23 protein-coding genes are annotated in these 24430 nt (G+C 67.7%); 5 read left to right on the top strand and 18 right to left on the bottom strand.

All coding sequences use genetic code 11. The features are described from left to right. Positions 1-13 precede the first annotated feature (13 nt). The 6 genes from H5393_RS04040 to H5393_RS04015 form a co-directional block, all read right to left on the bottom strand. The gene (locus tag H5393_RS04040; protein ID WP_182765550.1) at positions 14-937 is read right to left on the bottom strand and encodes a diacylglycerol kinase family protein; all 924 of its coding nucleotides are present in this window, start codon (positions 935-937) and stop codon (positions 14-16) included. Further along, complete coding sequence (gene tatC, locus H5393_RS04035; RefSeq protein WP_182765549.1) at positions 934-1803, bottom strand: twin-arginine translocase subunit TatC; 870 nt, start codon at positions 1801-1803, stop codon at positions 934-936. The genes H5393_RS04040 and tatC overlap by 4 nt, the downstream gene beginning before the upstream one ends. A 2-nt stretch (positions 1804-1805) precedes the next feature. After that, a complete protein-coding gene (locus H5393_RS04030) occupies positions 1806-2030 on the bottom strand; it encodes a twin-arginine translocase TatA/TatE family subunit (protein ID WP_255362881.1) in 225 nt (74 codons plus the stop codon). 68 nt (positions 2031-2098) lie between these two features. Continuing rightward, positions 2099-2284 carry a hypothetical protein gene (locus H5393_RS04025; RefSeq protein WP_182765548.1) on the bottom strand — a complete coding sequence of 62 codons (186 nt, stop codon included), beginning with the start codon at positions 2282-2284 and terminating at the stop codon, positions 2099-2101. A 10-nt stretch (positions 2285-2294) separates the two neighbouring features. After that, the gene (locus H5393_RS14810) at positions 2295-3227 is read right to left on the bottom strand and encodes a WYL domain-containing protein (protein ID WP_182765547.1); all 933 of its coding nucleotides are present in this window, start codon (positions 3225-3227) and stop codon (positions 2295-2297) included. Continuing rightward, positions 3224-4156, bottom strand: a complete 933-nt coding sequence (locus H5393_RS04015) for a YafY family protein (protein ID WP_182765546.1) — start codon at positions 4154-4156, stop codon at positions 3224-3226. The genes H5393_RS14810 and H5393_RS04015 overlap by 4 nt, the downstream gene beginning before the upstream one ends. 42 nt (positions 4157-4198) lie before the next feature. Here H5393_RS04015 and gluQRS point away from each other — a divergent pair, with 42 nt between their 5' ends. Beyond that, positions 4199-5113, top strand: coding sequence for a tRNA glutamyl-Q(34) synthetase GluQRS (gene gluQRS / locus H5393_RS04010; RefSeq protein WP_182765545.1), 915 nt, complete (start codon positions 4199-4201; stop codon positions 5111-5113). Here the strand turns inward: gluQRS and H5393_RS04005 are convergent. Continuing rightward, positions 5110-6147, bottom strand: a complete 1038-nt coding sequence (locus tag H5393_RS04005; RefSeq protein ID WP_182765544.1) for an FKBP-type peptidyl-prolyl cis-trans isomerase — start codon at positions 6145-6147, stop codon at positions 5110-5112. The genes gluQRS and H5393_RS04005 overlap by 4 nt on opposite strands. Before the next feature lie 69 nt (positions 6148-6216). Between H5393_RS04005 and H5393_RS04000 the strand changes: the two genes are divergently transcribed. From H5393_RS04000 to H5393_RS03990, 3 genes are read left to right on the top strand one after another with little or no spacing between them, the layout of a single operon-like run. Next, positions 6217-7128: an AEC family transporter gene (locus H5393_RS04000; protein ID WP_182765543.1), complete on the top strand. Its 912-nt coding sequence runs from the start codon at positions 6217-6219 to the stop codon at positions 7126-7128. A 48-nt stretch (positions 7129-7176) separates the two neighbouring features. Next, complete coding sequence (locus H5393_RS03995; RefSeq protein WP_370585920.1) at positions 7177-7659, top strand: DedA family protein; 483 nt, start codon at positions 7177-7179, stop codon at positions 7657-7659. Between the two features lie 5 nt (positions 7660-7664). Further along, a complete protein-coding gene (locus tag H5393_RS03990) occupies positions 7665-8702 on the top strand; it encodes a magnesium and cobalt transport protein CorA (protein ID WP_182765542.1) in 1038 nt (345 codons plus the stop codon). On the opposite strand, the gene ilvD is transcribed toward H5393_RS03990, so the two are convergent. The 8 genes from ilvD to H5393_RS03950 all read right to left on the bottom strand — a co-directional run bounded on the left by ilvD (position 8697) and on the right by H5393_RS03950 (position 19155). Further along, positions 8697-10550: a dihydroxy-acid dehydratase gene (gene ilvD, locus H5393_RS03985; RefSeq protein ID WP_182765541.1), complete on the bottom strand. Its 1854-nt coding sequence runs from the start codon at positions 10548-10550 to the stop codon at positions 8697-8699. The two genes, H5393_RS03990 and ilvD, sit on opposite strands and share 6 nt — an antisense overlap. Positions 10551-10715: 165 nt before the next feature. After that, on the bottom strand, positions 10716-12923 hold the full coding sequence (gene gnpA, locus H5393_RS03980; RefSeq protein ID WP_182765540.1) for a 1,3-beta-galactosyl-N-acetylhexosamine phosphorylase: 2208 nt from the start codon (positions 12921-12923) through the stop codon (positions 10716-10718). Positions 12924-13038: 115 nt separating this feature from the next. Continuing rightward, positions 13039-13836 carry a sulfurtransferase gene (locus H5393_RS14805; RefSeq protein WP_182765539.1) on the bottom strand — a complete coding sequence of 266 codons (798 nt, stop codon included), beginning with the start codon at positions 13834-13836 and terminating at the stop codon, positions 13039-13041. Then, the gene (locus tag H5393_RS03970; protein ID WP_370585919.1) at positions 13833-14498 is read right to left on the bottom strand and encodes a response regulator transcription factor; all 666 of its coding nucleotides are present in this window, start codon (positions 14496-14498) and stop codon (positions 13833-13835) included. Before H5393_RS03970 ends, H5393_RS14805 begins: the two co-directional genes overlap by 4 nt. A gap of 75 nt (positions 14499-14573) precedes the next feature. Then, entirely contained in the window at positions 14574-15113 is a 540-nt protein-coding gene (locus H5393_RS03965) for a hypothetical protein (RefSeq protein ID WP_182765538.1), read from the bottom strand. A gap of 84 nt (positions 15114-15197) precedes the next feature. Beyond that, the gene (locus H5393_RS03960) at positions 15198-18032 is read right to left on the bottom strand and encodes a vitamin B12-dependent ribonucleotide reductase (protein ID WP_182765537.1); all 2835 of its coding nucleotides are present in this window, start codon (positions 18030-18032) and stop codon (positions 15198-15200) included. 59 nt (positions 18033-18091) lie between these two features. Further along, positions 18092-18610, bottom strand: coding sequence for a transcriptional regulator NrdR (gene nrdR / locus H5393_RS03955; protein ID WP_182765536.1), 519 nt, complete (start codon positions 18608-18610; stop codon positions 18092-18094). 206 nt (positions 18611-18816) lie between these two features. Beyond that, the gene (locus H5393_RS03950; RefSeq protein ID WP_182765535.1) at positions 18817-19155 is read right to left on the bottom strand and encodes a hypothetical protein; all 339 of its coding nucleotides are present in this window, start codon (positions 19153-19155) and stop codon (positions 18817-18819) included. Positions 19156-19363: 208 nt separating this feature from the next. On the opposite strand from H5393_RS03950, the gene lexA reads away from it, so the two are divergent. Further along, entirely contained in the window at positions 19364-20101 is a 738-nt protein-coding gene (gene lexA / locus H5393_RS03945; RefSeq protein ID WP_182765534.1) for a transcriptional repressor LexA, read from the top strand. Between the two features lie 12 nt (positions 20102-20113). Here lexA and H5393_RS03940 read toward each other — a convergent pair whose 3' ends face one another. The 3 genes from H5393_RS03940 to dapF all read right to left on the bottom strand — a co-directional run bounded on the left by H5393_RS03940 (position 20114) and on the right by dapF (position 24414). After that, a complete protein-coding gene (locus H5393_RS03940; RefSeq protein ID WP_255436312.1) occupies positions 20114-22039 on the bottom strand; it encodes an ATP-dependent DNA helicase in 1926 nt (641 codons plus the stop codon). Between the two features lie 67 nt (positions 22040-22106). Beyond that, positions 22107-23531, bottom strand: coding sequence for a GTPase HflX (hflX, locus tag H5393_RS03935; protein ID WP_182765532.1), 1425 nt, complete (start codon positions 23529-23531; stop codon positions 22107-22109). Positions 23532-23598: 67 nt separating this feature from the next. Further along, positions 23599-24414, bottom strand: a complete 816-nt coding sequence (gene dapF / locus H5393_RS03930; protein WP_182763571.1) for a diaminopimelate epimerase — start codon at positions 24412-24414, stop codon at positions 23599-23601. Positions 24415-24430: the final 16 nt, after the last annotated feature.

Genomic DNA, 24430 nt, shown 5'->3' with positions numbered 1-24430 from the left:
GGGGCGCGGAGCCTCAGCCCGCGTCCCCGACGATGACCTTCAGGCAGCCAGGGACGCAGGTCACGGTGGCGGGCACGTCGCCCATCTCCTCGCCGTCGCCCATCAGGAACAGACCGTCACCGTCCACCTCGACGGTGCGCGCACGGAGGCGCTCCACCACCGGGTCCGTGACGAAACCACCCGTGTAGACCGAGGGCAGGAGGCGCAACAGCTTGCCGCGTGAGGCCTCATGGATGATCGTGACATCGAGCATGCCATCGGCGACGTCCGCGTCCGGCGCAATCTGCATGCCACCGCCGAACACCGCGGTGTTCGCGACCGCCACCATCATGGCGCGCAGTTCGCGGGGCTGGCCGTCGATGACCAGGCGGTACTCCAGGGGCGCGAAGGAGGCCAGCTCCCGCAGCGCGATCCAGCCGTAACTCAGCGCCCCGAAGCGCAGCCGGATGTCGTTGGTGGCACGGTTGACCCGCGCGTCGTAGCCGCTGGAGACGACCGCGCCGACGAAACGCGCGCCGGAGTCGTTGGTGAGCTTGCTGAGGTCCATCACGCGGACGACGCCGGCCACGACGGCCTCCACAGACTGCCGGATGGATTTGGGAATGCCCGCGCCGCGGGCGAAATCGTTGCCGGTGCCGGCGGGGATGACCGCGAGCGTCGCATCGGTTTCGGCGCAGGCGTTGAGGCCCAGATGGGCCATGCCGTCGCCACCCATGACCGCGACCACGTCCCCGGGACGGGCCTGCAGGGCGAGCGAACGCGTCAGGTCCCGGGCCTGCTCGTAGGACGTGGAGGTGACGATGTGCAGGTCTGCGCCGGTGAGGCCGTCGCGCAACTGGCGGGCGACGCCGGGAAGGGCACGGCCGGCACGACCGCCGCCGGAGGCTTCGTTGCACACGACGCTGACGAGGCGGCGTTTGGCAACCTCACCGGTCACTGGCCGTCTTCCAGGTCGATCGCGTATTCGGCGACCGTTTCCTCGGTGATGCCCTTACGTTTGTCTGAAATCCGGCAGATCAGCTCCGCGATCAGGAACATGCCGGACACCGGCAGCGCCAGCGACAGCATCGAGAAGGGATCTGTGGTGGGCGTGGCCACGGCCGCGAGCACGACGCTGCCGAACATCACGAACTTGCGGGCCCTCTTGAGCTGGTAGCCCCGCACGACGTTGGCCATGTTCAGCGCCACGACGACCACGGGCAGCAGGAAGCTCAGGCCGAAGACCAGAATGATCTGGATCTCCATCTTGAGGAACTCCGCCATGTCCTGCATGTTGGTGATGCCCATGTCCTGTGGCGTGAAGCTCAACAGCACCTCGATACCCTTGGGCCAGATGTAGTAACCGAGTGCGCACCCGCCGAGGAACAGCGGAGTGGCAGCGCCGATGAACCCGAGCGCGTACTTCTTCTCCTTGGCCACCAGGCCGGGGGCTACGAAGGCCCACAGCTGGTAGACCCAGATGGGGGTGGACAGGATGATGCCGGCCACCACGCACAGCACCACGGCGAAGGTGAAGGAACTGGTCACGCCGTTGTTGACCACCATGAGGCTGGCTCCGGGCCTGGCCTCTTCGAGGGCGGTGCGGGCCCGGTTCCAGGGCGCCATGATCAGCAGCACCAGCTGCTTGTAGAAGATGATCGAGAAGGAACCGGCGAGGACGATCGCGATGGCGGCAATGGTGACCCGGTAGCGGAGTTCCCGCAGGTGGTCCCAGATCGACATCGTCCCGCCGGGGCCACCCTTCGGTGGCCGCAGCCAGGCGAACCGGCCCTCGGTGGCTGGCTCAGCAGTTGCGGCCGACATGATCAGCTTTCGCGCGGCTTCCGGTCGTGATCGATCTCAGGCTGGACGATCTCGGCGTCGACGACCTCGTCGTGACGCGTTGCACCACCCTCGCCCTCGACACCCTTGACCTCTTCCTTGAATTCGCGGATGGAGCGTCCCATGCCCTTACCGACACCGGCAAGACGCGAGCCGCCGAAAAGCAGCAGCGCGACAACGAGAATGATCACCCATTCCCAGCCGCCCATGAACAACAACGTAGGCATTGGTCCCTTTCTTAGGCGACGGGAGGCGTCGCCTGTTCTGCCCTCACAGTCTAGTCGCGCTGTGCAGGGGTTCTCTCAAGCTGACCGAGCAGCGTGCGCAGTTCGGCGCGCCGCTCGTTCAACACGGTGACCTCGGCCTTGACGTCTGCGGCCTTGTGGCCCAGCGACACGGCGTGGATGACCAGCGCCACCACACCTGCGAGGGCGAGCGCGCCGACAACAACAACCCAGATCACGGGCGAAATGCTACCGGACGACCTCGGGATATCCAGCAAGGGCCCTGCCTGCCTTCACCCTGGCCGCCTGGGCGACCCTGTCGTCGGACACGTCCAGCACCGCGCCGCCGAGGCGCAGGATGAGCGACACGGCCCAGTCGTGCGAGGCGACGGGGAACGTGACGGCCACCCTGTCGCCCAGATCCTCGACGCCCACCGTCGGGAAGTACTCGGCGATCCAGCGGGCCGAGGGCTGCACCGTCAGCGTCAGCCGGTCCGGCACGTCGTCGAACCAGCCGTCCGGGGGTGCCCCGTGGTCGCCGGCCGCCTGGTCGAGCACCTCGACGGCGACGACCCGGTCCAGCCGGTAGCTGCGCCAGGCCTCGCGTGACCTGCTCCACGCGTCGAGATAGGTGTAGCCGTCCACCAGGTTCAGCCTGGCGGGCTCGACCACGGCAGTGGTGGTCCCCTGCCTGCCGGTGGTGCGGTACTCCAGTTGCACTGCGCGTCGCTGTTCGACGGCCCGGCTCAGCGCCGCGCGCCGCTGCGGATCCGTCGACTCCACCGCCACGCTGACGTGGGCGTCGGCCTCCCCCACGGCCGCCTCCAGCTTCTTCAACGCGCTCGCGGCCGCGTCAGACCTGCCCGCGACGTCGACGACGAGCCGCAGTGCGGCCAAGAGGCCCGCGGCCTCCGCCGGGCGCAACCGCAGCGGCCGGGCCAGGACGTCGGCGTTGCGGAAGTCGATGTGTCCCTCCTCGCGCACCACGTCGATGTCGACGTCGAAGAGGTCGTCGAAGTACCCGCCCGGGAGGCCGCAGAACTGCAGCACCTCGAGGTCCCTGATCACCTGGCGTGGCGTCACGCCGAACTCCTCAGCCACCTTCGCCACCTCGATACCGGGGTGGGAGGACAGGTACGGCACCAACCGCAGGAGCCGCGCAAGCTGTTCCTCGGACCTCACGATGCCACCGCCCGCAGTCGCTCGATCACAGCGGCGCGGAGCTCCGGCGGATCGAGGAGGATCATGTCTGGGCCCGCCGCGGCCACCTCGCCGACGATCGCGTCATCGGTGGAGAGGCTGACCCGGAAGGCGCTGTAGCCCTCGGGGACTCCCGCGTGGGCCACGGCCTCCGGGTGGGGGAAGTCGTGCGGGGCGCCTTCGCGCACTGCCACGACTGCGGTGCTGGCGCCGGGCGGCGCGAGCCGTTGGGCGCGCTCCCCCACGTCATCAGGGACGGTGTAGGCACCCGCCTTGCCGTGGGCCACGGCCTCGCCGGTGAAGCGCGACAATTTGAAGAAGCGGTCCGCCTGGCGGTCCGGATCGAACCCGAACACGTACCAGTGGCCGCGGCGCTGCAGCATCTTCCAGGGCTGCAGCCGACGCTCCTCCCCGGCATAGCCGAACGTCACCTCGACGCGACGCAGGATGGCGTCGTAGAGCACGTCGAAGCTCGGCTCTGCCACGGCCAGGAGAGGGCGCATCCGGGGCACCAGGGTGGGGTCCGGTGCCGCGCCGCCGGCACGCAGCGCCTCGAAGGCCTGGGCCGTGTGGTCCGCCGCCACCGTGTCCTGCCAGACCTGACCGGCGAGGCCGAGCGCGGAGAGTTCCTCGGGCGTGAAATCCAGCGGCGGGAGTTCGAACTCTGACCGATTGATCCGGTACCCCTCCTCGTCGTCGAAGAACGGATCGTTGGAGCCGGTTTCGATCAGCACCCCGATGTTGCGCAGTTCTTCCTTGTCACGCTCGAACTGGCGTTCAAAGGCGCTGTCGCTCGCGGAGAGCCGATAGCCCTCAACCGTCCCACGCAGTTCCTGTTTGGTCAGGAACCGACGGGTACTGAGCAGCGCTATGAGCAGGTTGACAAGCCGCTCCGATTTCCTCGCTGACATGCGGCTCAGGGTACCGGGTGCGGAGGCGGCATCATGGACCCCATGCCACATGTCGACCGATACGCGCCGAGCCCCACCTCGGACCTCCACCTCGGGAACCTGCGCACCGCCCTGGCCGGCTGGCTGCTCGCCCGTTCCGTGGGCGGCCGGTGGCTGATGCGTGTCGAGGACCTGGATGCGGAGCGGGTGCGGGCCGCCGACGGCGTGGAGGCACGGAACCTGGCAGACCTGCTGGCCCTGGGGTTGGAGTGGGACGGCGAGGTGGTACGCCAGTCCGAGCGGCTGGACCTGTACCGCGATGCCGTGCGCAGCCTGCCCACCTACGAATGTTTCTGCAGTCGCCGCGAGATCGCGGAGGCTGCCTCCGCGCCGCACGACGGGTACCGCGCCTACCCCGGCACCTGTCGGCGGTTGACCGCCTGGGAACGCGCCGAGCGCCGCGCCACCCGGAGGCCCGCCCTGCGGGTGGATTCCGGGGGCGCCACGTTCACCGTCGAGGATGTGCACGCTGGCCGGGTGGAGGGCGTCGTCGACGACTTCGTGCTGGTGCGCGGTGACGGCGCCTTCGCCTACAACCTGGCGGTGGTGGTCGACGACCTCGGGATGGGGGTCACCCACATCACCAGGGGCGACGACCTCCTCAGCTCGGCCCCCCGGCAGGCGTGGCTCACCCGCCAACTAGGCGGCACGCCGGCCACGTACGCGCACATCGGGCTGGTGGTCAACGAGGAGGGGCAACGGCTCGCCAAGCGCGACGGTGCGGTCGCCCTCGCCGACCTGGCCCCGCTCAAACCCGCAGACGTCCTGGCGCGGCTCAGCAGCTCTCTCGGGCTCGGTGCCTGCCGGACAACAGAAGAAGCGCTGGCCGCCATGCCGGGCGATCAGCGCTTCTTCTCGGGTGCCGTGTGGCGGTCCTCCGACCGGGCCTTGGCGCCCGGCGAGGCCGTGGCGGACTAGTTCTGCACGTCCAGGATGTCGATCACGTAGACCAGCGTCTGGCCGGCCTCGAGCGGAGGGGTGGCCTCCGGGAGTCCGTCGGGGAACGCCAGCGCGGGGGGCACGACGAGCAGCACGCGGGAGCCGGCCGTCTTGCCGACGAGGCCCTGCTTCCAGCCCTCGATGAGGCTGGAGAGCTTGCCCGACTGCGGCGCCCAGGCGTCCTGCCAGATCGTGCCGTCGGCATAGTTGAACGCGCGGTACTGGACCTGGACGGTCGACTCTGCGGTGATGGCGGCACCCGGGCCGGTGATCAGCGGCTGGGCGCGCAGCTCTGTGGGAGCCGCAACTCCGGCCGGGACGGCGATCTCGGGCTTGCCGTCCTTCATCGTGACGGTGGGCATGCCCTCGGCCGGGGGAACCTCTTCGCCCACGGCCTCGGAGAAGTTCGCCGAGATGATGTCGACGAGGAAGACCAACGACGTGCCTGCTTCGATGCCGGCGCCGGGGTTGCCTTCGCCGTAGCCGTCCTCGGGAACCATGCCGATCAGCACGCGGGAGCCGACCTTCTGGCCGGAGAGCCCCTTCTGGAACCCGGGCACGACCTGCTCGAGCGAGAAGGTGGCGGGCTCGCCGCGCTCGTACGAGCTGTCGAACACCTCACCGGTGGTGCCGTTGACGCCCATGTAGTTGATGGTGACCACCGACGTGTCGGTGAGCGTCTGCGCGCTCTCACCCTCCTTCAGCACGTCCGCCTGGGTCTTCTCGATGCCCCACGGCGCGGGGACCTTGACCTCGGGGACCTCGCCGTCGACGACCTCGACGGCGCTCAGGTCCGCGGAGGGGGTAATGGTGGGCTGGGGGCTCTCTTCGACGCTCGGTGATGCCTCTGCGCTCGGCGACGCCTCCGCACTGGGCTCAGCGGAGACCGACGCCGAGGGCGACACCTCCGGCTCAGTGGTGGGGTCGTCGGAGCCACAGGCGGACAGGGTGATCAGCGAGGCGATACCGACGGCGGCCAGCATGCGACGCAGCGTTTTGGCGGAGAAAGTCACGGGGGAATCGTAGCCGACCCCGACAAGACCGCTGAAACCACGGTGAAGCCTGGGCGTAGTCTTCTGCGCATGTGGGCGGCACTGCAGGGATTCACGACGATCGGCATCGTCGTCGCCGTCGGATATCTGCTGGCCCGCACCCGGGTCACCGGCCGCTCGGCGCAGAAGGTGCTGGGCGACGTGGCGTTCTACGTGGGCCAGCCCGCCCTCGTGTTGGTGGCCGTGGCGGGGGCGGATCTCGACCTGCTGATCGGCCCCCACGTGCTGGCCTTCGGGCTGGCCTGTGTCCTCACCGGCCTGGCCTTCTCCATCACGATGGTGCGACGGTGGGGCGCCACCCGTGCGGAGGGTGCCGTCGCATATCTGGCCACGAGCTACGTCAACGCCGGCAACCTGGGCATCTCCATCGCCGCCTACGTGCTGGGCGACGCAGCGTGGGCGGCTCCCGCGATGCTACTCCAGGTGCTGGTCCTGCAACCCACTGCGGTGGCGGTGCTCGAGTCGACGCCGGCGGGCCGTGGCCGTTCGGTGGTTCGCAGCTTCCTCACCCATCCCCTGGTACTGGGGGGAGTCATCGGCCTGGCGCTGAACCTCAGTGCTTGGCAACCACCCATCGTCCTCTGGGATCCCCTGGTGCTGATGGCAGAGCTGGGTATCCCCGCCATGCTGCTGGCCTTCGGCATGTCGTTCCACTCCACTCCCCTGCCCGCCCTGAACAGGCTGCCCCGGCTGACCGTGGCCGCCATCGCGACGAAGTCTTTCGTGGTGCCGGGGGTGGCGCTCGGCCTGTCCCTGCTGTTCGGCCTCACCGGCACGCCGCTACGCGCCGCCGTCGTCCTGGCTGCGCTACCCACGGCCCAGGTCGTCTTCGTGCACGCCATGCGTTACCGCACCGCCCTCCCGCTGGTGCAGGCGACGACCCTGTGGACCACTCTGCTGAGCGTGCCGGTGATCGTGGCCGCCGGTGCCTTCCTCAACTGAACAGATACACTGGCGGAGCCCCATCCCCCTCGCAGCACCAGGAGAGCCGTGTTTGATCCCACCACCTGGGACGCCCCGTTCGCGGTCGTGGTGGTGGCGCTCTTCGGGATCGTGATGCTGCGGGCCAACGCCACCTACTGGTTGGGGCGCGGCATCGCCGCAGGGGCCCGGCGGACGCGGCTCGCCAAGCTGATGGAGTCGCGGCACTACGCCACGGGGGCCCGCTGGCTGAACCGGTGGGGCGCCCCCGCGGTGTCCATCTCGTTCCTGACCATCGGGATCCAGACCATGGTCAACCTGGCCGCGGGTGTCACGCGGATGCCGTTGCGTCGCTACCTGCCCGCCGTCACCCTCGGCTGCATCATGTGGGCCTTCCTGTACGGCACCATCGGCATGATCGGCTTCAAGGCGATCGGGATCCTCTGGACCCGTTCCCCCTGGCTCGTGCTGGCCGTGGCGCTCGTGGCCGCCGCGCTGGTCATCTGGATCGTGCGTCGACGCGACGTGGCCCCCGACGCTGCGACACACTAGGGGCCATGACCCAGCCGCGCCCCACCTCGATCGTCGATGCCGGCTTCTACGTCGATGGGCGGCGGATCGCGTCGCCCACCACGTTCGACCAGAGCTTCAACCTGCTCGACGAGCACGCCGACGGTTTCGTGTGGATCGGCCTGTACCGGCCCACCCACGCTGAGATGGCGCTGTTGGCCGAGGAGTTCAAGCTGAGCCCCCTGCTGGTCGAAGACACCATCACCGCACATCAGCGGCCCAAGTTCGAGCGATACGGTGACACACTGTTCCTCGTGCTCCACGCCGCGAGGTACGTGGACCGCACCGAGACGGTGGACTTCGGCGAGGTGCACGCCATCGCCGGCGACCGCTTCGTCATCACGGTGCGCCACTCGGAGACACCTGACCTCACAGTTGTCCGGCGCGACCTCGAATCGGCGCCGGAGACCCTGGGGATCGGGCCCAGCGTGGTGCTGGAGCAGCTCCTCGACAACATCGTCGACGATTACGGCCCGGTGGTGCTGGGCATCGAGAACGACATCGATGAGATCGAAACCCAGGTGTTCAGCGGGTCGGCCCGGGTGTCGCGGCGCATCTACCAGTTGTCACGCGAGGTGATGTACCTCCAGCGCGCGGTACGCCCCCTCAAACCCATCCTCGACTCCGTGCGCCGCGACAGGGTCTTCCTGATGGCCGGCGAGCACCGTCGGCAGGAACTGCGCGACATCGAGGATCACGCCATCCACATCACCGAGCACGTCGAGGTGCTCCGCGAGACGCTGAAGGGCACCCTGGACCTCAACATATCGCTGCAGACGCAGCGGCAGAACGAGGAGGCCAGGAACATGACCTCAGCCAGCCTGAAGCAGACAGAGGACTCACGCCGCATCGCGGCATGGGCCGGTGTGCTGTTCGTGCCCAGCCTGGTGACGGGCACCTATGGGATGAACTTCCACACCATGCCCGAACTGGACTGGCCGTTCGGCTACCCCTTCGCCCTGCTCCTCATGGTGGGCACGGGCGTCGCGATGTACCTGGTCTTCAAGTCCAAGAAGTGGCTATAGGGCCTGGTTGAGCTTGCGCGCGGCGCCCTTGTCGGCCGACTGCGCGAGCATCCCGTAGATCTTCAAGGCCGTCGACACGGCACGCCGGCGCTGTTGCGCCGGCTGCCACCCCTTCGCGTCACGCGCGGCGCGCCGGGCGGCGAGGGTCTCGTCGTCGACCTCGAGGTGCAGCGAGCGGTCCGGGATCGAGATGGTGATCTTGTCGCCGTCCTCGATCAGCCCGATGGCGCCGCCACTGGCGGCCTCCGGCGACACGTGCCCGATGGAGAGGCCCGAGGATCCGCCGGAGAAGCGGCCGTCGGTGATCAGCGCACACTCTTGGCCGAGGCCGAGCGCCTTGAGGTAGGACGTGGGGTACAGCATCTCCTGCATGCCGGGACCGCCCTTGGGCCCTTCGTAGCGGACGATGACGATGTCGCCGGGCTTCACCACCTTGCCGAGGATGGCTTCCACAGCCGCGTCCTGCGACTCCGTGACCACCGCGGTACCGGTGAAGTGCCACTGCGACTCCGGAACACCAGCCGTCTTGACGATGGCACCGTCGGGCGCGAGGTTGCCGGTGAGCACCGCCAGCCCGCCGTCGACCGTGTAGGGGTTGGCGGTGGAGCGGATACACCCGTTGTCGGAATCGGTGTCCAGGCTCTCCCACCGGTTGGTGCTGGAGAACGCCTCGGTGGTGCGGACCCCACCGGGAGCCGCGTGGAACAGTTCGATGGCCTCCGGCTTCGTCTTGCCGCTGCGGATGTCCCAGTCGTCGAGCCACTGCTGGAGCGTCGGGGTGTGCACAGAGGTGACCGCTTCGTTGAGCTTGCCGCCGCGGTGCAGTTCGCCCAGGATCGCCGGCACGCCGCCGGCGCGGTGCACGTCCTCCATGTAGTAACGCTCGGAGTTGGGCGCCACCTTGGCCAGGCACGGGGTGACCCGCGAGATCGCGTCGATGTCGGCCATGGTGAAGTCGACGTCACCCTCCTGGGCCGCGGCGAGCAGGTGCAGCACGGTGTTGGTGGAGCCGCCCATGGCGACGTCGAGCTTGATGGCGTTCTCGAACGCGGGCTTCTGGGCGATGGACCTGGGCAGCACCGAGTCGTCGTCGTCCCCGTAGTAGCGCTGACACAGTTCGACGATGAGGCGCCCGGCCTCCTGGAACAGGCCCTTGCGCGCCGCCGCGGTGGCCAGCGTGGAGCCGTTGCCCGGCAGCGCCAGGCCGATGGCCTCGAGCAGGCAGTTCATCGAGTTGGCCGTGAACATTCCGGAGCAGGAGCCACATGTGGGGCAGGCGTTCTCTTCGATCCGGCCCAGTTCGGCGTCGCTGACGTTGGGGTCCACCGCAGCGACCATGGCGTTGACCAGGTCCAGCGAGCTCTCGACGGTACCGCCGTCCTTGATGACGGCCTTGCCGGCCTCCATGGGGCCACCGGAGACGAACACTGTGGGGATGTTCAACCGCAGCGCGGCCAGGAACATGCCGGGTGTGATCTTGTCGCAGTTGGAGATGCACACCATGGCGTCGGCGCAGTGCGCATTGACCATGTACTCGACGGAGTCGGCGATCAGCTCGCGGCTCGGCAGCGAGTAGAGCATGCCGTCGTGGCCCATGGCGATGCCGTCGTCGACGGCGATGGTGTTGAACTCGCGGCCCACGCCGCCCGCTTCCGCGATGGACTCGGAGACGAGCTTGCCCATGTCCCGCAGGTGCACGTGGCCCGGCACGAACTGCGTGAACGAGTTGACCACCGCGATGATCGGCTTGCCCCAGTCGTTGTCCGTGACGCCGGTGGCACGCCAGAGCGCGCGGGCGCCTGCCATGTTGCGGCCGTGGGTGGTGGTGCGGGAGCGAAGCGCCGGCATGGTGTGGATACCTCCAAGGGATTTGTGCTCACAACACAATAGCGGCCCGCTCCGTTGGCTCAGCTTGCGGTACGTACCGTGAGCAATTGGATGGGGTCGTCGGGCGACACGCCGAGAAAACGGCTCGGAACCACACGTGACCCCATCCAATTGCTCATGATCCACTCAGGCGAGGTCGATCCAGCGCGACTCCATCGGCTCGAGGTCCAACTGCAGCGCAGTGATGTCGCCGTCGGAGACAAGGCCACCCACGCGGCCGGACACCGCCGTCGACGTCGCGACCGTGAGGTTGTTCATGACGAAGGCTCTGCCGGCGTCGGGGAACACTGCAATCTCGACCCCGGGGTTCGACGGGATCCAGTGGGCGTCGAAGTCGTCCTCGCGGCCCGCGGCCCAGTAGATGGCGCGGTGCAGCAACCGGGCGTTGTCGTGGCTGTAGGGCAGCCCAGCCGCGTAGACGGCCCGGCCGTTGCCGGTCTCCTTGGCCGCCAGATCGACGGACTTATCGGTGAGGCGCAGGATCCGGGTGTCGTCGTTCAGGGCAAAGATGTCGCCGGCCCCTTCGCCCACGTCGACCTTGGTGGACTCGTCGAGGTGGGCCGTGATGAAGTGCTGGGGCTTCTCCACCGGGTAGCGGTCGGTCGACTGGCTGAGCCCCAGTTCCTTGTCGACGCCGAAAACGTCGGACAGCTGGAAGAAGGCCCCGTTGGCCAGCACCGCGGTCGGTTCACCCACACCGATGAGGCCGCCGCCCTGGTGGACGTACCGGCGCAGCGCCACAACCAGGGCTTCGTCGAGCCATTCGCTGCCGCCCGAGAACGCCGTCTCGGCCGCGCCGACGTTCAGCACCACGTCGAGGTCGGCCAGCTTGCCGTCGCGGGCCTCGTCGAAGCTGACGAACTTCAGGTCGAACGGGAGCCCGGCGAGGGCCTCCATGACCCCGAGGTAGGAGTAGATCTGCTTGTACCAGAGCGCGTGCGCCACCATGTGCGTCTGCCAGGTGCGCAGGCTCCCCCAGGCGTTGAGCACGCCGATGCGGATGGGCGCATTCTCAGGACGCTTGCCCTGGCCCTCGTCGTGGATGGAGCGGAACTCGTCGCAGATCTGTTCGACCCGCGCCATGAAGTCGGGGAACTGCACAGCCAACGACAGGTAGCCGCCGTATCCGATGCGGTCGAGCGGCGTGCGGGCGATGGCGCGGCGGGCCAGGAGCCAACTTTCGTTCGCCTCGCCGAGGGGGTCGCCGCCGGGGCGGAACACGTCGGGGAAGAAGTACGGGAGGAACCGGCCCTCGGTGAACTTCACGCCGGGGATGTCCGAGATCATGCGGCACGTGACAGAGGATCCGACGGAGCCCACGACACCGTCGATCCCGGTGCCGGCGAACAGCTCACCGTACGGTTCGGTGCCCATCCAGTTGTCGCCGAGGAACATGAGGGCTTCCTTGCCGTACTCGTGCACGATGTCGACGAGTTCCTTGACGCGGGAGCAGACGAAGCGGGTGGTGAACTCGATCCAATCGCGGAACACCTTCGACGGCACCCGGAAGGATGAGTTGTAGTAGCCCTGATCCACGAAGTCCTCGGCGCGCAACCGGTAGCCGTACTCCTCCTCGAAGGCCTCCATCGCGATGGGATTGACGGAGGTGGAGTAGCCGAACCAGTCGACGTACTTCTCCTTGCCGAGGTCGTTGAAGACGAGGGTGAAGTGATAGAAGAACGTGGTGAAGCGCACCACGTCGACCTCGGTGCGCTCCTCACACCACTGGCGCAGGGACGACTTCATGAACTCCCACGCGACGGGGTGGCGGGCGTCGTAGCCGATCTCCCGTACGCGCGACTCGTCGTCCCACCAGTTGTTGGTGGTGTAGTTGTACATCTGCGTGGAGTCCCAGACCTGCCAGGCCAGGAAGTTCACCGTGTACACGTGGAACGGCACAGGCTCAGCGACGGTGACCGACACGTCGGTTCCCTGCCCCCCGACAGTCCAGCCGTCCACGGGCACGACCTCGCCGGTGGTGCGGTCAATGACCTCCCACCACCGCCGCACATTTCCCTGGTCCGGCTCGACCTGGAGCTCGTAGTAGCCCTTCATGATGTCGATGGACAGCGGGCCCTCGGCCGGAGCGGCCACGCGCTCACTCATCAGATAGAAGCGTGGGCGGGCGTCAAGGTTGGCTTCGGCAAACGCCTGGTGACCGCGCGCCGGGAAATACGTCTCGTAGACCTTCACCCCCAACTGGGGTGTGATCTCAGGCAGCCAGGTCCCGTCCGAGTTGCGCACGGCGTCGGCGCCGAGCCGTGCCAGGATGCCGGGCAACTGGTCGTCCATGCCCTGTTCGATCGGGAGGGTCACTCGCCCCTTTGCGTTCATGCAGAGTCCTTCGCAGGTGTGTTGGTAAAGCGGTGTAGGTCGGAGACGAGTCTGGCACCGACCTGAGCGGTTCCGCACGTTGCGTGCAGATGCGCCGTCCACTCTGCGCGATTGCTCACTCCCCGACGGCGACGGGCCTCTCGGTGCCGCTGTACTGCGACCATGAACCCGGGTACAGGCGGCCCCGTCCGAGTCCCGCGTACTCCATCGCAATGAGGTTGTGACAGGCGGTGATGCCGGACCCGCAATAGGAGATGGTCTTAGCCGCATCGTCGATCCCGCGGAAGCGTTCGCGCAACTCCACCGGGCCCAGGAAGTGGCCATCCTGCGTGAGGTTGTCCGTGAGCGGAAAGCTACGTGCACCGGGAATGTGTCCGGCCTTCGCGTCGATCGGCTCGGTCTCGCCACGGAAACGCTCAGCACCACGGGCATCGATGACGATGGACCCGCGCGCGGCCTCCTCGATGGTGGCCAGCGCCTCGTCCGGCCACGGCGTGACGGTGAAGGTGGCAGGAGCCGGGTCAGGGACCACCGTGGTGAGTTCCCCGTCATAGGCGGCCATTCCGCCGTCGAGCAGGGCTGCGTCGCGGCCCAGCATGCGCAGGAGCCACACCAGGCGTCCGGCCATCGAGCCCCCCGCGTCGTCATAGGCCACGACGGTGGAGTCGTCGCCGATTCCGACGGCGGCGAGCCCCTCAGCGAAGCGCTGCGGGGTGGGCAGCGGATGGCGGCCCAACTCAGTCGTGGGGGGATCCGCCAGCACCTCGTCCATCGGGACATGGACGGCGCCGGGAAGATGCCCGTGCTCATAGGCCCGGGCGCCGGAGCGACCGTCGAGGTAGTGCCGCACATCCGCGAGCACCACGTGGGGATGGGCCTGGAGCCAGGTCGCGTCGACTACTGGAGGAATCACCCGTCCAGCGTAACGTGGCTGAAGTCTGGCAACATTCCGTTCTCCAGCCCCCACCGCACGGCCTGCGAGCGTCGTTCGACCCCGATCTTGCGGTAGGCGGAGCGGATGTAGGACTTCACCGAGTTGATGCTCAGGTAGCTGCGGCTGGCGATGTCCTGGTTGGTGAGACCACGGGTGATGAGCGCCAGGACCTCGGATTCCCGCGCTGTGAGGCCGAAGTGCGCCCCCGGCCAGGCCAGGTCCTCAGGCGAGGTGAGGGTGTGCCCGTCGTGGTCCGCGTTCGGCTCTGAGATCACGACTTCACCTCGGGCGATGGCCTCGAGCGACTCCACCAGCTGGGCGGCGGACATCGACTTGTCGAGGTACCCCCGGCACCCTCTGGCGACGGCCTGCGCCGCGAGGTCGGGGTGCATGGTCCAGGTGTAGATCACCAGCGCCCCCGTCCCCCGCGTGCCAATCAGGCCCTGAATGTCGGGGTCATCTTCGTGGCTCTGGCTGAACGTGTCGTAGAGGGTGACATCCACCGGTTCCTCCACGTGTGCGCGGGGACCCATGTCGACGATCTCCACCCGATCCTCGAAGGGCGCGAGCATGCTACGGAGGCCGTGCACGACCACTTCATAGTCGTTGAGGATTGCGATACGCAGCCGCTTGTCAGTCACGAGAGTCAATATACGCACCAAACTGTGCAAAAGGCGGTAAACGCCGCGAAACTCGACCTGACTACCATTTCAGCCTCATCCGAAAGGGTGAGGCGGGGGTTTCCAGCGTCCACCGACGGTGCTCCACAGCGCCCATCCGAGAGCGCCTACCAGGTAGGTGACGAGGACGGCCCAGAAGGCCCCTGAGAAGCCCGGCTGCCCCGCGGCGACCCTGCCCACCTGGTCCAGGGCGAAACCGACGAAGGCGATGGTCGCGGCCCCGAACCACCCCATGTCGTCAGCGATCATCCCACGCGTCCGAGGGAGGTTCTCCGGCCTCAGCCAGTAGTCACGGTGTGGGAGGTTGACGGCTTCGACCGGCAACCGGCCGATCAGTCTGGGGGCGAACCACATCGCCAGGAACAGCCCCAGGCCGGCCAGGCAGGCCATCAGCACGTGGGTGGGGCGGTCGGACCATCTGGCGACCTCCCCGCCGGGCCCGATCTGTCCAGGCACCCGGTCCGGCAGCGTGTAGGCCTGGTAGACGACGAGCACCGCGTATCCGGCGGCTGCGGCGAGCAGTGCGGCTCGAGCCCGCGAGAGACCGGTAGCCGGCGGCTCGTTCATTTCCATCACAGGGACAGCCTAAGCCCGGCACCAACGCGGACAGGGCCGCCCCGGTTGCGCCCGAGGCGGCCCTGCGGTTCCACATCGTGCTGGTCAGCTGCAACCGCTGGTGGAGCCGCAGCCCTCGCAGACATAGCAGCTGCCCGACGGGCGCATCTTGGTGCCGCAGGTCATGCACAGCGGCGCGTCGATTGCGGCGACGCCCATGGCCTCCATCAACTCCGCGGTCGTGTGCGCGTCGATCAGCGAAGGCTGACGGGCGCCGTCCACGTTGAAGTCGTCGAACTCGTCGTTGCGGAGCTGCTCGGCCTCGGGCATCCGGGCCTCGTCCTCCTCCGACAGGTAGCTGCCGGTCTCGACGTAGCGGGCACGCTCACCGGCGGTGTAGATGCCGAGCTCGGCGCGGTCGTCGAACGTGAGGTAGTCCAGGGCCAGGCGGCGAAAGATGTAGTCCATGAAGGACTGCGCGATCCGGATGTCGGGGTCGTCCGTCATGCCAGCGGGCTCGAACTTCAGGTTGGTGAACTTCTGCACGAAGCTCTCCAGCGGCACGCCGTACTGCAGGCCGATCGACACCGCGATGGAGAACGCGTCCATCACGCCCGACAGGGTGGAGCCCTGCTTGCCCAGCTTGAGGAACACCTCGCCGAGGCGGCCGTCGTCGTAGGCACCCGACGTCATGTAGCCCTCGGCACCGCTCACAGAGAAGCTCGTGGTGCGCGAAGCACGCGACTTGGGCAGGCGGCGGCGCTTGGGACGGTACTCGATGCGCACCTCGGGCTGCGGGGCTTCCTTCGCCTCGTCGGCGGTCTTCTTCTTGCCGTCGGAGAGGGGCTGGCCGACCTTGCAGTTGTCGCGGTAGACGGCGAGCGCCTTGAGACCGAGCTTCCAGCCCTGCAGGTAGACGTCCGCGATCTCCTCGACCGTGGCGTCCTCCGGGAGGTTGACCGTCTTGGAGATGGCGCCGGAGAGGAAGGGCTGCACGGCGGCCATCATGCGCACGTGACCCATGGGCTTGATGGCCCGGGTCCCCATGGCGGTGTCGAAGACCTCGTAGTGCTCAGCGGCCAGGCCGGGCGCCCCGATCACGTGACCGTGGGTGCCGATGAACTCGACGATGGCGTCGATGTCCTCGGACTTGTAGCCGAGGCGCTTGAGCGCACGTGGGACCGTCTGGTTGACGATCTGCATCGAGCCGCCGCCGACGAGCTTCTTGAACTTCACGAGCGAGAAGTCCGGCTCGACGCCGGTGGTGTCACAGTCCATCATGAAGCCGATGGTGCCGGTGGGGGCCAGCACGGAGGCCTGCGCGTTGCGGAAGCCGTTCTTGGCGCCCAGCGAGACCACGTGGTCCCACTCGCGGGTGGCGACGGCGTGCAGCTGGCGATCGTCTGCCAGCACGCGCAGGTCGTCGTTGGCGGCCTGATGCTTGCGCATCACGCGCTGGTGGGCCTCCGCGTTGACGGCGTAGCCGTTGTACGGGCCGACGATGGCGGCGAGCTCAGCCGAGCGGCGGTACGAGGTGCCCGTCATGACCGACGTGATCGCGGCGGCGGTGGAGCGGCCACCATCCGTGTCGTAGCCCTTGCCCATGGCCATCAGCAGCGCCCCGAGGTTGGCGTAGCCGATGCCCAACTGGCGGAAGTTGCGGGTGGTCTCCCCGATCGACTCGGTGGGGAAATCCGCGAAACAGATCGAGATGTCCATCGCGGTGATGATCAGCTCGACCGCCTTGACGAACGTCTCCGCGTCGAAGGTGCCGTCGGCCTTGAGGAACTTCAGCAGGTTGAGCGAGGCCAGGTTGCACGACGAGTTATCGAGGCTCATGTACTCGGAGCAGGGGTTCGACGCCGTGATGGGGCCGGTCACCGGGTTAGTGTGCCAGTCATTGATGGTGTCGTTGTACTGAATGCCCGGATCCGCACACTCCCAGGCCGCCTTGGCCATCTTCTGGAACAGGTCCTTGGCGTCGACCTCCTCGATCACTGAACCGTCGCTGCGGGACCGCAGCCCGAAGGCGCCACCGTTCTCGACGGCGGTCATGAACTCGTCGCTGACGCGAACGGAGTTGTTGGCGTTCTGGTACTGCACCGAGGTGATGTCCTTGCCGCCCAGGTCCATGTCGAACCCGGCGTCGCGCAGGGCGCGGATCTTGTCCTCTTCGCGCGCCTTGGTCTCGATGAACTCCACGATGTCCGGGTGGTCCACGTCGAGCACCACCATCTTGGCGGCCCTACGGGTGGCGCCGCCCGACTTGATGGTGCCGGCCGAGGCATCGGCGCCGCGCATGAAGGACACGGGACCCGAGGCGGTGCCTCCGGAACTCAGGAGTTCCTTGGACGAACGGATGCGGGAGAGGTTGAGGCCGGCGCCGGAGCCGCCCTTGAAGATGAAGCCCTCCTCCCGGTACCAGTTGAGGATGGACTCCATGGAGTCGTCGACCGAGAGGATGAAGCAGGCGCTGACCTGCTGCGGCGAGGGGGTGCCGACGTTGAACCACACGGGCGAGTTGAAGGAGAAGTACTGGTTGAGCAGCATCCACGTGAGTTCGTGGCCGAAGATCTCCGCGTCGGTGTCTGTGGCGAAGTAGCCGTAGTCGCTCCCGGCCTTGACGTAGCTCGTCACCACGCGGTCGATGAGGGTGCGCAGCGAGTCTTCCCGCTCGGGGGTGCCGACGGCGCCACGGAAGTACTTCGTGGTGACGATGGTGGAGGCGTTGACGCTCCAGGACGACGGGAACTCCACGCCGTGCTGCTCGAAGACGGTCTCACCGGTACGCCAGTTCGTCTGAACCACGTCGCGGCGGTCCCACTCGACTTCGTCGTACGGATGCACGCCCGGCTTGGTGAAGACGCGGTCGATGACGAGACCCGTGGCCTCTGTCTCCGAGGACTTGCGGCGGGAGGCCCGCGCTGCGGTCGCTGTCATGGTCAAAACCCCTCTGATTCTCTTGCTGCGTTTGATTCGATGTGAAGCTGATGTGTTGCTCAGCCCAGGAGCGGCTCTTGGGCGGTGAGCTGTTGGAAGGCCGCTCCGCCCTCGGGTGCCGGCTTCCGGGTGGTTGCGCTGAGGCGCAGGGCGTCGATCTCGCGTTGGAAATCGTCGACCGACTCGTAGTTCTTGTAGACGCTGGCGAAACGGAGGTACGCGACGGAGTCGAGTTCCTCCAATGGGCCGAGGATGGCCACGCCGATCTGTTCCGAAGGGATCTCCGCTTGGCCGGAGGCCCGGAGGGACTCCTCCACACGCTGGGCGAGGGCGGCCAACTGCGCCGGTGTCACGGGACGGCCCTTGCAGGCCTTCGACACGCCGCGCATGACCTTCTCGCGGCTGAACGATTCGACGACGCCGGACCGCTTCACCACCGTCAGAATGATCTGTTCGATCGTGGTGAACTTACGCTCGCACATGGGGCACATCCGACGGCGCCGGATGGCGGAGCCGTCCTCGGTCGCGCGCGAATCCGACACCTTGGTGTCGCAGTGGCGGCAGAACGGGCAGTGCACGGCGCGGGCCTTCCTCGAGCGATGGAGCGAGTGGACAACAGTGCCACACCGGAGCGGTTCCTCACAAGTGGCGAATCACGTTCGAATCACAACTTGTAGGGGAATCACATCAGTGCAACCACTAGATGTAGGGATCACACTAGGCGCGGCCCATCAGGAAGGCAAGAGACACGCCGAGGGGAATTCGACGTGTCCCAGTAGAGGAATCAGGGCTGCGAGACGTGCGCCCAGGCTGGGTCACCGGCGACATAACCCATCGCCGGATCAGGGGACACGAGGCCGCCCACCAACTGAGCGGCGGAGACGGCGCCACCGGCCAGCGCCAACAGCGACACAACCGCGACCTTGGCCGCCAGCCAGGGGGAGCGGCGCTCCGGGCTCACGACGCGGCACGAGGCAGCAGCACCAGTGCGTCCGGGACCGACGGGACGCGTGGGGCTGATGCGGGGCAGATGGAGATCAGGACGGCCGGCCGGGGACACGGTGACGACCCGACGACCGGGCGTGCCGACGATCTGGAAGCGAACTGCGCTCGACGTGGTCATGACTGACCTCTTTCATTCCTAGAACAAGTGTTCGATTGAAACGCTACCGCATGTGCGGATCAGATTCAAACATTTGTTCGAAGCCTGCTGTGCGCCACGGGATTTGTGACGTGCACCACTCAACAGGAGCCCACTGACAAAATTCGTCGACCATCGACACGCCTGCGCATTTCGAACACCTGTTCCAGCTAATGGCTACCATGGGGCCATGGCTGACAAGACGAACCGCCCGCGCCGTGGCCGCCCCAGCAACGCAGAGATCGAGGCGCAGCTGGCAGGCTTCCCCATTCCCGAGGGACCGGATTACGGGCTCTCCCGCAGGCAACTGGCGCTGGTGCACGTCATCAAGGACGCCATCGAGGACCTGGGCTACCCCCCCAGCATCCGCGAGGTGGCGGACAGGGCGGGGCTGGCGTCGACGTCATCGGTGACCTACCAGCTGCGCATGCTGGAGCAGAAGGGCTTCATCCGCCGGGACCCCAACCGGCCGCGGGCCGTCGTGCTGACACTGCCTGATGTGCCCAAGCTCCCCGAGGAGCTGGATTCGGCGCAGGGATGGGATGCACGTCCCTCAGCCGTAGCCGCGCCCGTGTTGGGCCGGATCGCCGCCGGCGGGCCGATTCTGGCCGAGGAGCACATCGAGGACGTGTTCGCGCTGCCGAAGCAGATCGTCGGCGACGGCCAGCTCTTCCTCCTGGAGGTCAAGGGCGACTCCATGATCGACGCCGCAATCTGCGACGGCGACTGGGTGGTGGTACGCCAGCAGAAGGACGCCACCAACGGCGACATCGTTGCCGCGTTGCTCGACGACGAGGCCACCGTCAAGACCTACAAGCTGCAGCAGGGCAAGGTGTGGCTGCTGCCGCACAACGAGCGCTACTCCCCCATCGACGGCACCCACGCCAGCATCATGGGCAAGGTCGTGGCACTACTCCGCAAGGTGTGAGCCCGCCATAGGTCACTCAATGTCGCCGCGGAGGCGGCGTAGTGCCGACACGGCCACATCGCCATCCGTGGTGGCCCAGAAATCCGGTAACGACGCGGTGAGGAAGGATCCGTACCGCGCGGTGGCCAACCGGGGGTCGAGCATGGCCACCACTCCCCTGTCCTCGGAGCGCCGGATCAGCCTGCCGGCCCCCTGCGCCAGGAGCAGTGCAGCATGGGCGGCGGCCACACTCATGAAACCGTTGCCCCCTGCGTCGTCGACCGCCTTCTTCCTGGCCTGCATCAGCGGGTCGTCCGGCCTCGGGAACGGGATCTTGTCGATGATGACGAGCTGGCACGATTCGCCCGGGACATCGACGCCCTGCCACAGCGACATGGTGCCGAACAGGGCGGTGGTGGGCTCGTCGAGGAAGCGTCTGGTGAGCTCTGACAGTTGGGCGTCGCCCTGGGCCAGGATGGTCAGGTCCGGTAGTTCCCGCCGGCAGTAGTCGGCGGCCTGGTCGGCAGCCCTGCGCGAAGCGAACAGCCCCAGCGCACGGCCCTCGGCCGCCCAGACCAACTGCGCGATCTCGGCGAGGGTCTTTTCGTGCATCCCGTCACGGCCCGGCGGCGGCAGCCGGCGGGCCACGTACAGGATGCCCTGTTTGCGGTAGTCGAACGGCGAGCCGACGTCGATGCCGCGCCACGCGAACTCGTTGTCCCCCTCGCCCTCGCCCTCGGCCTCAAGCCGGTCTGCCGCGCGCAGCCCGACGGCGCCCGCAGCCGGTTCGAACGCCCCGCCCAACGTGAGCGTGGCGGAGGTCAGCACGGTTGGCCCCTGGCCGAAGACCTGGTCCCTGAGGAGGCCCGACACGTTGAGCGGCGCCACGTACGCGGCGCGCCCCATGAGGTCGGACTCTGTCACCCACACCACGTCCTGTGGTTTCAGAGCGGCGATCCGCTCCGCGATGTCGAAGATCTCCCTGACCGACGAGGTGGCCTGTTGACGGTCCGGGTCGTCGGTCACCTTGCCGAGCGCGCTCACCACACGACGGGAGACGTCGCGCAGCGCTGCCGCAGCGTACGGCAGCGGCGCGGAGGACTCCGTGATGCGGGTGAGTTCTGATTCGTCCAGGGCCTCGCGCAACGTGTCCACCTGGTCGAGGAAATCCACGCCCAGGTCGTCGTCGAGCCAGGTGAGTGCCCGCCGGGCGGCGCGATCCACGATGCCGGGGGTCAGTTCATCCGTCGCCGCCGTCGTGATGCGGCTGACCAGTTCGTGCGCCTCATCCACGACGAGCGCTGCGTGTTCCGGCAGCGCGGTGCCACCGTGCATGGCGTTGATCGCCAGCAGCGCGTGATTGGTGACGATGAGATCCGCCTCGCGGGCGACCTCGCGGGACTTCTCGACGAAGCACTCCGCCCCGAACGGGCAGGCCGACACCCCCAGACACTCCCTCGTGGGGATCGACACCTGCGACCAGCCGCGGGCGGTGTGCGTGGGGGCATCGTCGCGGTCTGCCAGGCCGCCGCTCTCCGCCTCCCCCTCGATCCACTCGCGCAGCGCCAGCACCTCGGCGCCGAGCCTGCCGACATCGTCCGCCTTCGACGTGGCCGCCGTCTCCGCCATGGCGGAGGCGCCGATCAGGGAGTCCTGGTCGAGGTCTGAGCCCTGGCGGGCCCGGTAGAGGCAGGCGTAGTTGGTGCGGCCCTTCAGGATGGCCGCCTTGGGCCGCTGGCCGGTGACCTCCTCCACTGCGTCGAGCGCCGTGGGGATGTCCTTGGTCGCCAACTGGGCCTGGAGCGCCAGGGTGGCCGTGGCCACGACCACGACCTCGCCGGTACTCACGCTCCGGGCGAGCGCGGGTGCGAGGTAGCCGAGCGACTTGCCGGTGCCCGTACCCGCCTGCACCAGGAGGTGCGTGTCATCCTCGAATGCCGCGGCCACGGCGTCTGCCATGGCCTGCTGACCGGGGCGTGCCTCGCCCCCGATGTCACCGACCGCGGCCGCCAGAATGGCTCCGTGATCAGTCACGTACGAACTCGGCCAGCTCATCGGCAAGATCAGGGCGCACCCGCGCGCTGATCAGCGTGCCGTCGCCGGTGTGCTCGAGCGAATCGATCACGGCCGTCTTGTGGACCTTGTCCACCAGATCCCCGCGGTTGTACGGCACCAGAGCGGTGAGCGCGACCTCGGGGCGCGGGAGCCTCTGCTCGAGGGCCTCACGCAGCGCCTCGAGGCCGCGGCCCGTCCGCGCGGAGATGACGACGGCATCCGGGTGCTTTGCACGCAACGCCATGATGCTGGCGGCATCCGCGACGTCCGCCTTGTTGAGGACCAGCAGTTCCGGCACCGAGGCTGCGCCGATCTCTGACAACACGGTGCGGACGGCCCTGATCTGCCCCTCAGGATCCGGGTCTGCGGCGTCCACCACGTGGAGCAGCAGGTCTGCCTGGGCCGACTCCTCCAATGTGGAGCGGAACGCCTCGACGAGGTCGTGGGGGAGATGGCGGACGAAGCCGACGGTATCTGTGAGCGTGAACACGCGGCCGTCGTCAGTCTCCGAGCGGCGGGTAGTGGGGTCCAGGGTGGCGAACAGCGCGTCCTCCACGAGCACCCCGGCTCCCGTGAGCCGGTTGAGCAACGACGACTTGCCCGCGTTGGTGTACCCGACGATGGCGACGGAAGGAACCTGGTGACGACGCCGCTCCGCTCGCTTGGATTCGCGGGTGGCGTCCATCTCGCGCAGCTTCCGGCGCAACTGCGAGATCCGGGTGTGGATGCGGCGGCGGTCTGTCTCGATGCGGGTCTCACCGGGGCCTCGGCCACCGATACCTGCACCGCCGGCGACGCGGCCACCCGCCTGGCGCGACAGGTTGCCGCCCCAGCCGCGGAGGCGCTGCTTGAGGTACTGCAACTGGGCCAGTTCGACCTGGGCCTTACCTTCGGCGCTCTTGGCGTGCTGGGCGAAGATGTCGAGGATCAATGCTGTGCGGTCCACCACCTTGACCTTGATCCGGTCTTCGAGGTTTCGCAACTGCGCGGGTTCGAGTTCACCGTCGCAGATGACGGTGTCTGCGCCCGTGGCGCGCACCACCTCCGCGACTTCCAGCACCTTGCCGCGGCCGATGTAGGTTGCCGGGTCCGGGTGGGAGCGACGCTGGACCAGCGCGTCGAGCACCTCTGAGCCGGCGGTCTCCGCCAGCAGCTTCAGCTCGTCCATCGCGTTGTCGGCGTCTTCCTGTGAGCCTGTGGTCCAGACACTGACCAGCACCACGCGCTCGAGCCGCAGTTCGCGGTACTCGACCTCTGTGATGTCCTCGAGTTCGGTGCGCAGGCCGGCGACGCGGCGCAACGAATGGCGCGCCGCCAGGTCTTCCTGATCACCGTCGTAGTCAGGCTCCAACTCGTCGTCGTCGTAGTCGAGCAGGTCTTCGTCAGAATTAGTCATCGTCTGCCCATTCTTCCAGCCCAGCCCCTGACATCCAAGGGACGGGTACGGGCTGTGGATAATCGAGTCAGATCCAGAATTCCCCACGCCCGATGATCACCGCGGGCCCGGTCAGGCGGGCCGCGTCACCGTCGAAATCGACCGTGAGGTCGCCACCGGGAACGGTCACGTCGACGCTGCCGTCATGCTGAGCGCGCCGGCGATAGGCCGCCGCGGTGGCCACCACGCCGGTGCCGCAGCTCTGGGTCTCCCCCACGCCGCGCTCGAAGACCCGCATGGACAGCTTGCCTGGCTCGTCGACCCGGACGAACTCGACATTGACGCCCTCGGGGAAGGCACTCACCGGTTCCCAGGTGGGGGCGTCGTACAGATTGAGGGAGTCGAGGTCCTCGTCCTGAAGGAACACCACGGCGTGGGGGTTGCCGACATCCACCTTCGTCGCCGGCCACTCCCGCCCGCCGAGCCGGACGGTGACGTCCTCATCGGACACGGTCGCGTCCCCCATGGTGGTGCGGATCAGCCCGTGCCTGGCCACTTCGACGCGGCGGAGGCCCGCCCGGGTTGCCACGTCGAACTCCCCGTTGTCGACCAGCTGCTCGTTGATCAGGTGGCGGGCGAACACCCGCAACCCGTTGCCGCACATCTCGGCGATGGATCCGTCGGCGTTGTAGTAGTCCATGAACCAGAGCGAGCTGTCGCCCTCCCAGCCGCGGATGCTGGAGGCCCGGACCACGCGGATCACGCCGTCGGCGCCGATGCCGCTGTGCCGGTCACAGACCATCTGGATGAAGTCGGGATGCATCTCGTGCATGCCGTAGGAGTCATCCAGGATGATGAAGTCGTTGCGGGTGCCGTGACCCTTGTGGAAGCTGAACCGACGCATCACGCCCTCCTGAGTT

The organism is Tessaracoccus sp. MC1756 (genome assembly GCF_014164735.1).
Lineage (GTDB): Bacteria > Actinomycetota > Actinomycetes > Propionibacteriales > Propionibacteriaceae > Arachnia.
This window is presented reverse-complemented; position numbering and strand designations above follow the sequence as displayed.

What these genes read in the sequence shown, in the direction of transcription:
- tatC (WP_182765549.1), bottom strand. Translation starts at nt 1,803, where the DNA reads ATGTCGGCCGCAACTGCTGAGCCAGCCACCGAGGGCCGGTTCGCCTGG.
- ilvD (WP_182765541.1), bottom strand. Translation starts at nt 10,550, where the DNA reads ATGCCGGCGCTTCGCTCCCGCACCACCACCCACGGCCGCAACATGGCA.
- H5393_RS03940 (WP_255436312.1), bottom strand. Translation starts at nt 22,039, where the DNA reads ATGGCAGACGCCGTGGCCGCGGCATTCGAGGATGACACGCACCTCCTG.
- dapF (WP_182763571.1), bottom strand. Translation starts at nt 24,414, where the DNA reads ATGCGTCGGTTCAGCTTCCACAAGGGTCACGGCACCCGCAACGACTTC.
- H5393_RS04015 (WP_182765546.1), bottom strand. Translation starts at nt 4,156, where the DNA reads ATGTCAGCGAGGAAATCGGAGCGGCTTGTCAACCTGCTCATAGCGCTG.
- lexA (WP_182765534.1), top strand. Translation starts at nt 19,364, where the DNA reads ATGGCTGACAAGACGAACCGCCCGCGCCGTGGCCGCCCCAGCAACGCA.
- hflX (WP_182765532.1), bottom strand. Translation starts at nt 23,531, where the DNA reads ATGACTAATTCTGACGAAGACCTGCTCGACTACGACGACGACGAGTTG.
- H5393_RS04030 (WP_255362881.1), bottom strand. Translation starts at nt 2,030, where the DNA reads ATGGGCGGCTGGGAATGGGTGATCATTCTCGTTGTCGCGCTGCTGCTT.
- H5393_RS03990 (WP_182765542.1), top strand. Translation starts at nt 7,665, where the DNA reads ATGACCCAGCCGCGCCCCACCTCGATCGTCGATGCCGGCTTCTACGTC.
- gnpA (WP_182765540.1), bottom strand. Translation starts at nt 12,923, where the DNA reads ATGAACGCAAAGGGGCGAGTGACCCTCCCGATCGAACAGGGCATGGAC.
- H5393_RS03950 (WP_182765535.1), bottom strand. Translation starts at nt 19,155, where the DNA reads ATGACCACGTCGAGCGCAGTTCGCTTCCAGATCGTCGGCACGCCCGGT.
- H5393_RS03960 (WP_182765537.1), bottom strand. Translation starts at nt 18,032, where the DNA reads ATGACAGCGACCGCAGCGCGGGCCTCCCGCCGCAAGTCCTCGGAGACA.
- gluQRS (WP_182765545.1), top strand. Translation starts at nt 4,199, where the DNA reads ATGCCACATGTCGACCGATACGCGCCGAGCCCCACCTCGGACCTCCAC.
- H5393_RS04000 (WP_182765543.1), top strand. Translation starts at nt 6,217, where the DNA reads ATGTGGGCGGCACTGCAGGGATTCACGACGATCGGCATCGTCGTCGCC.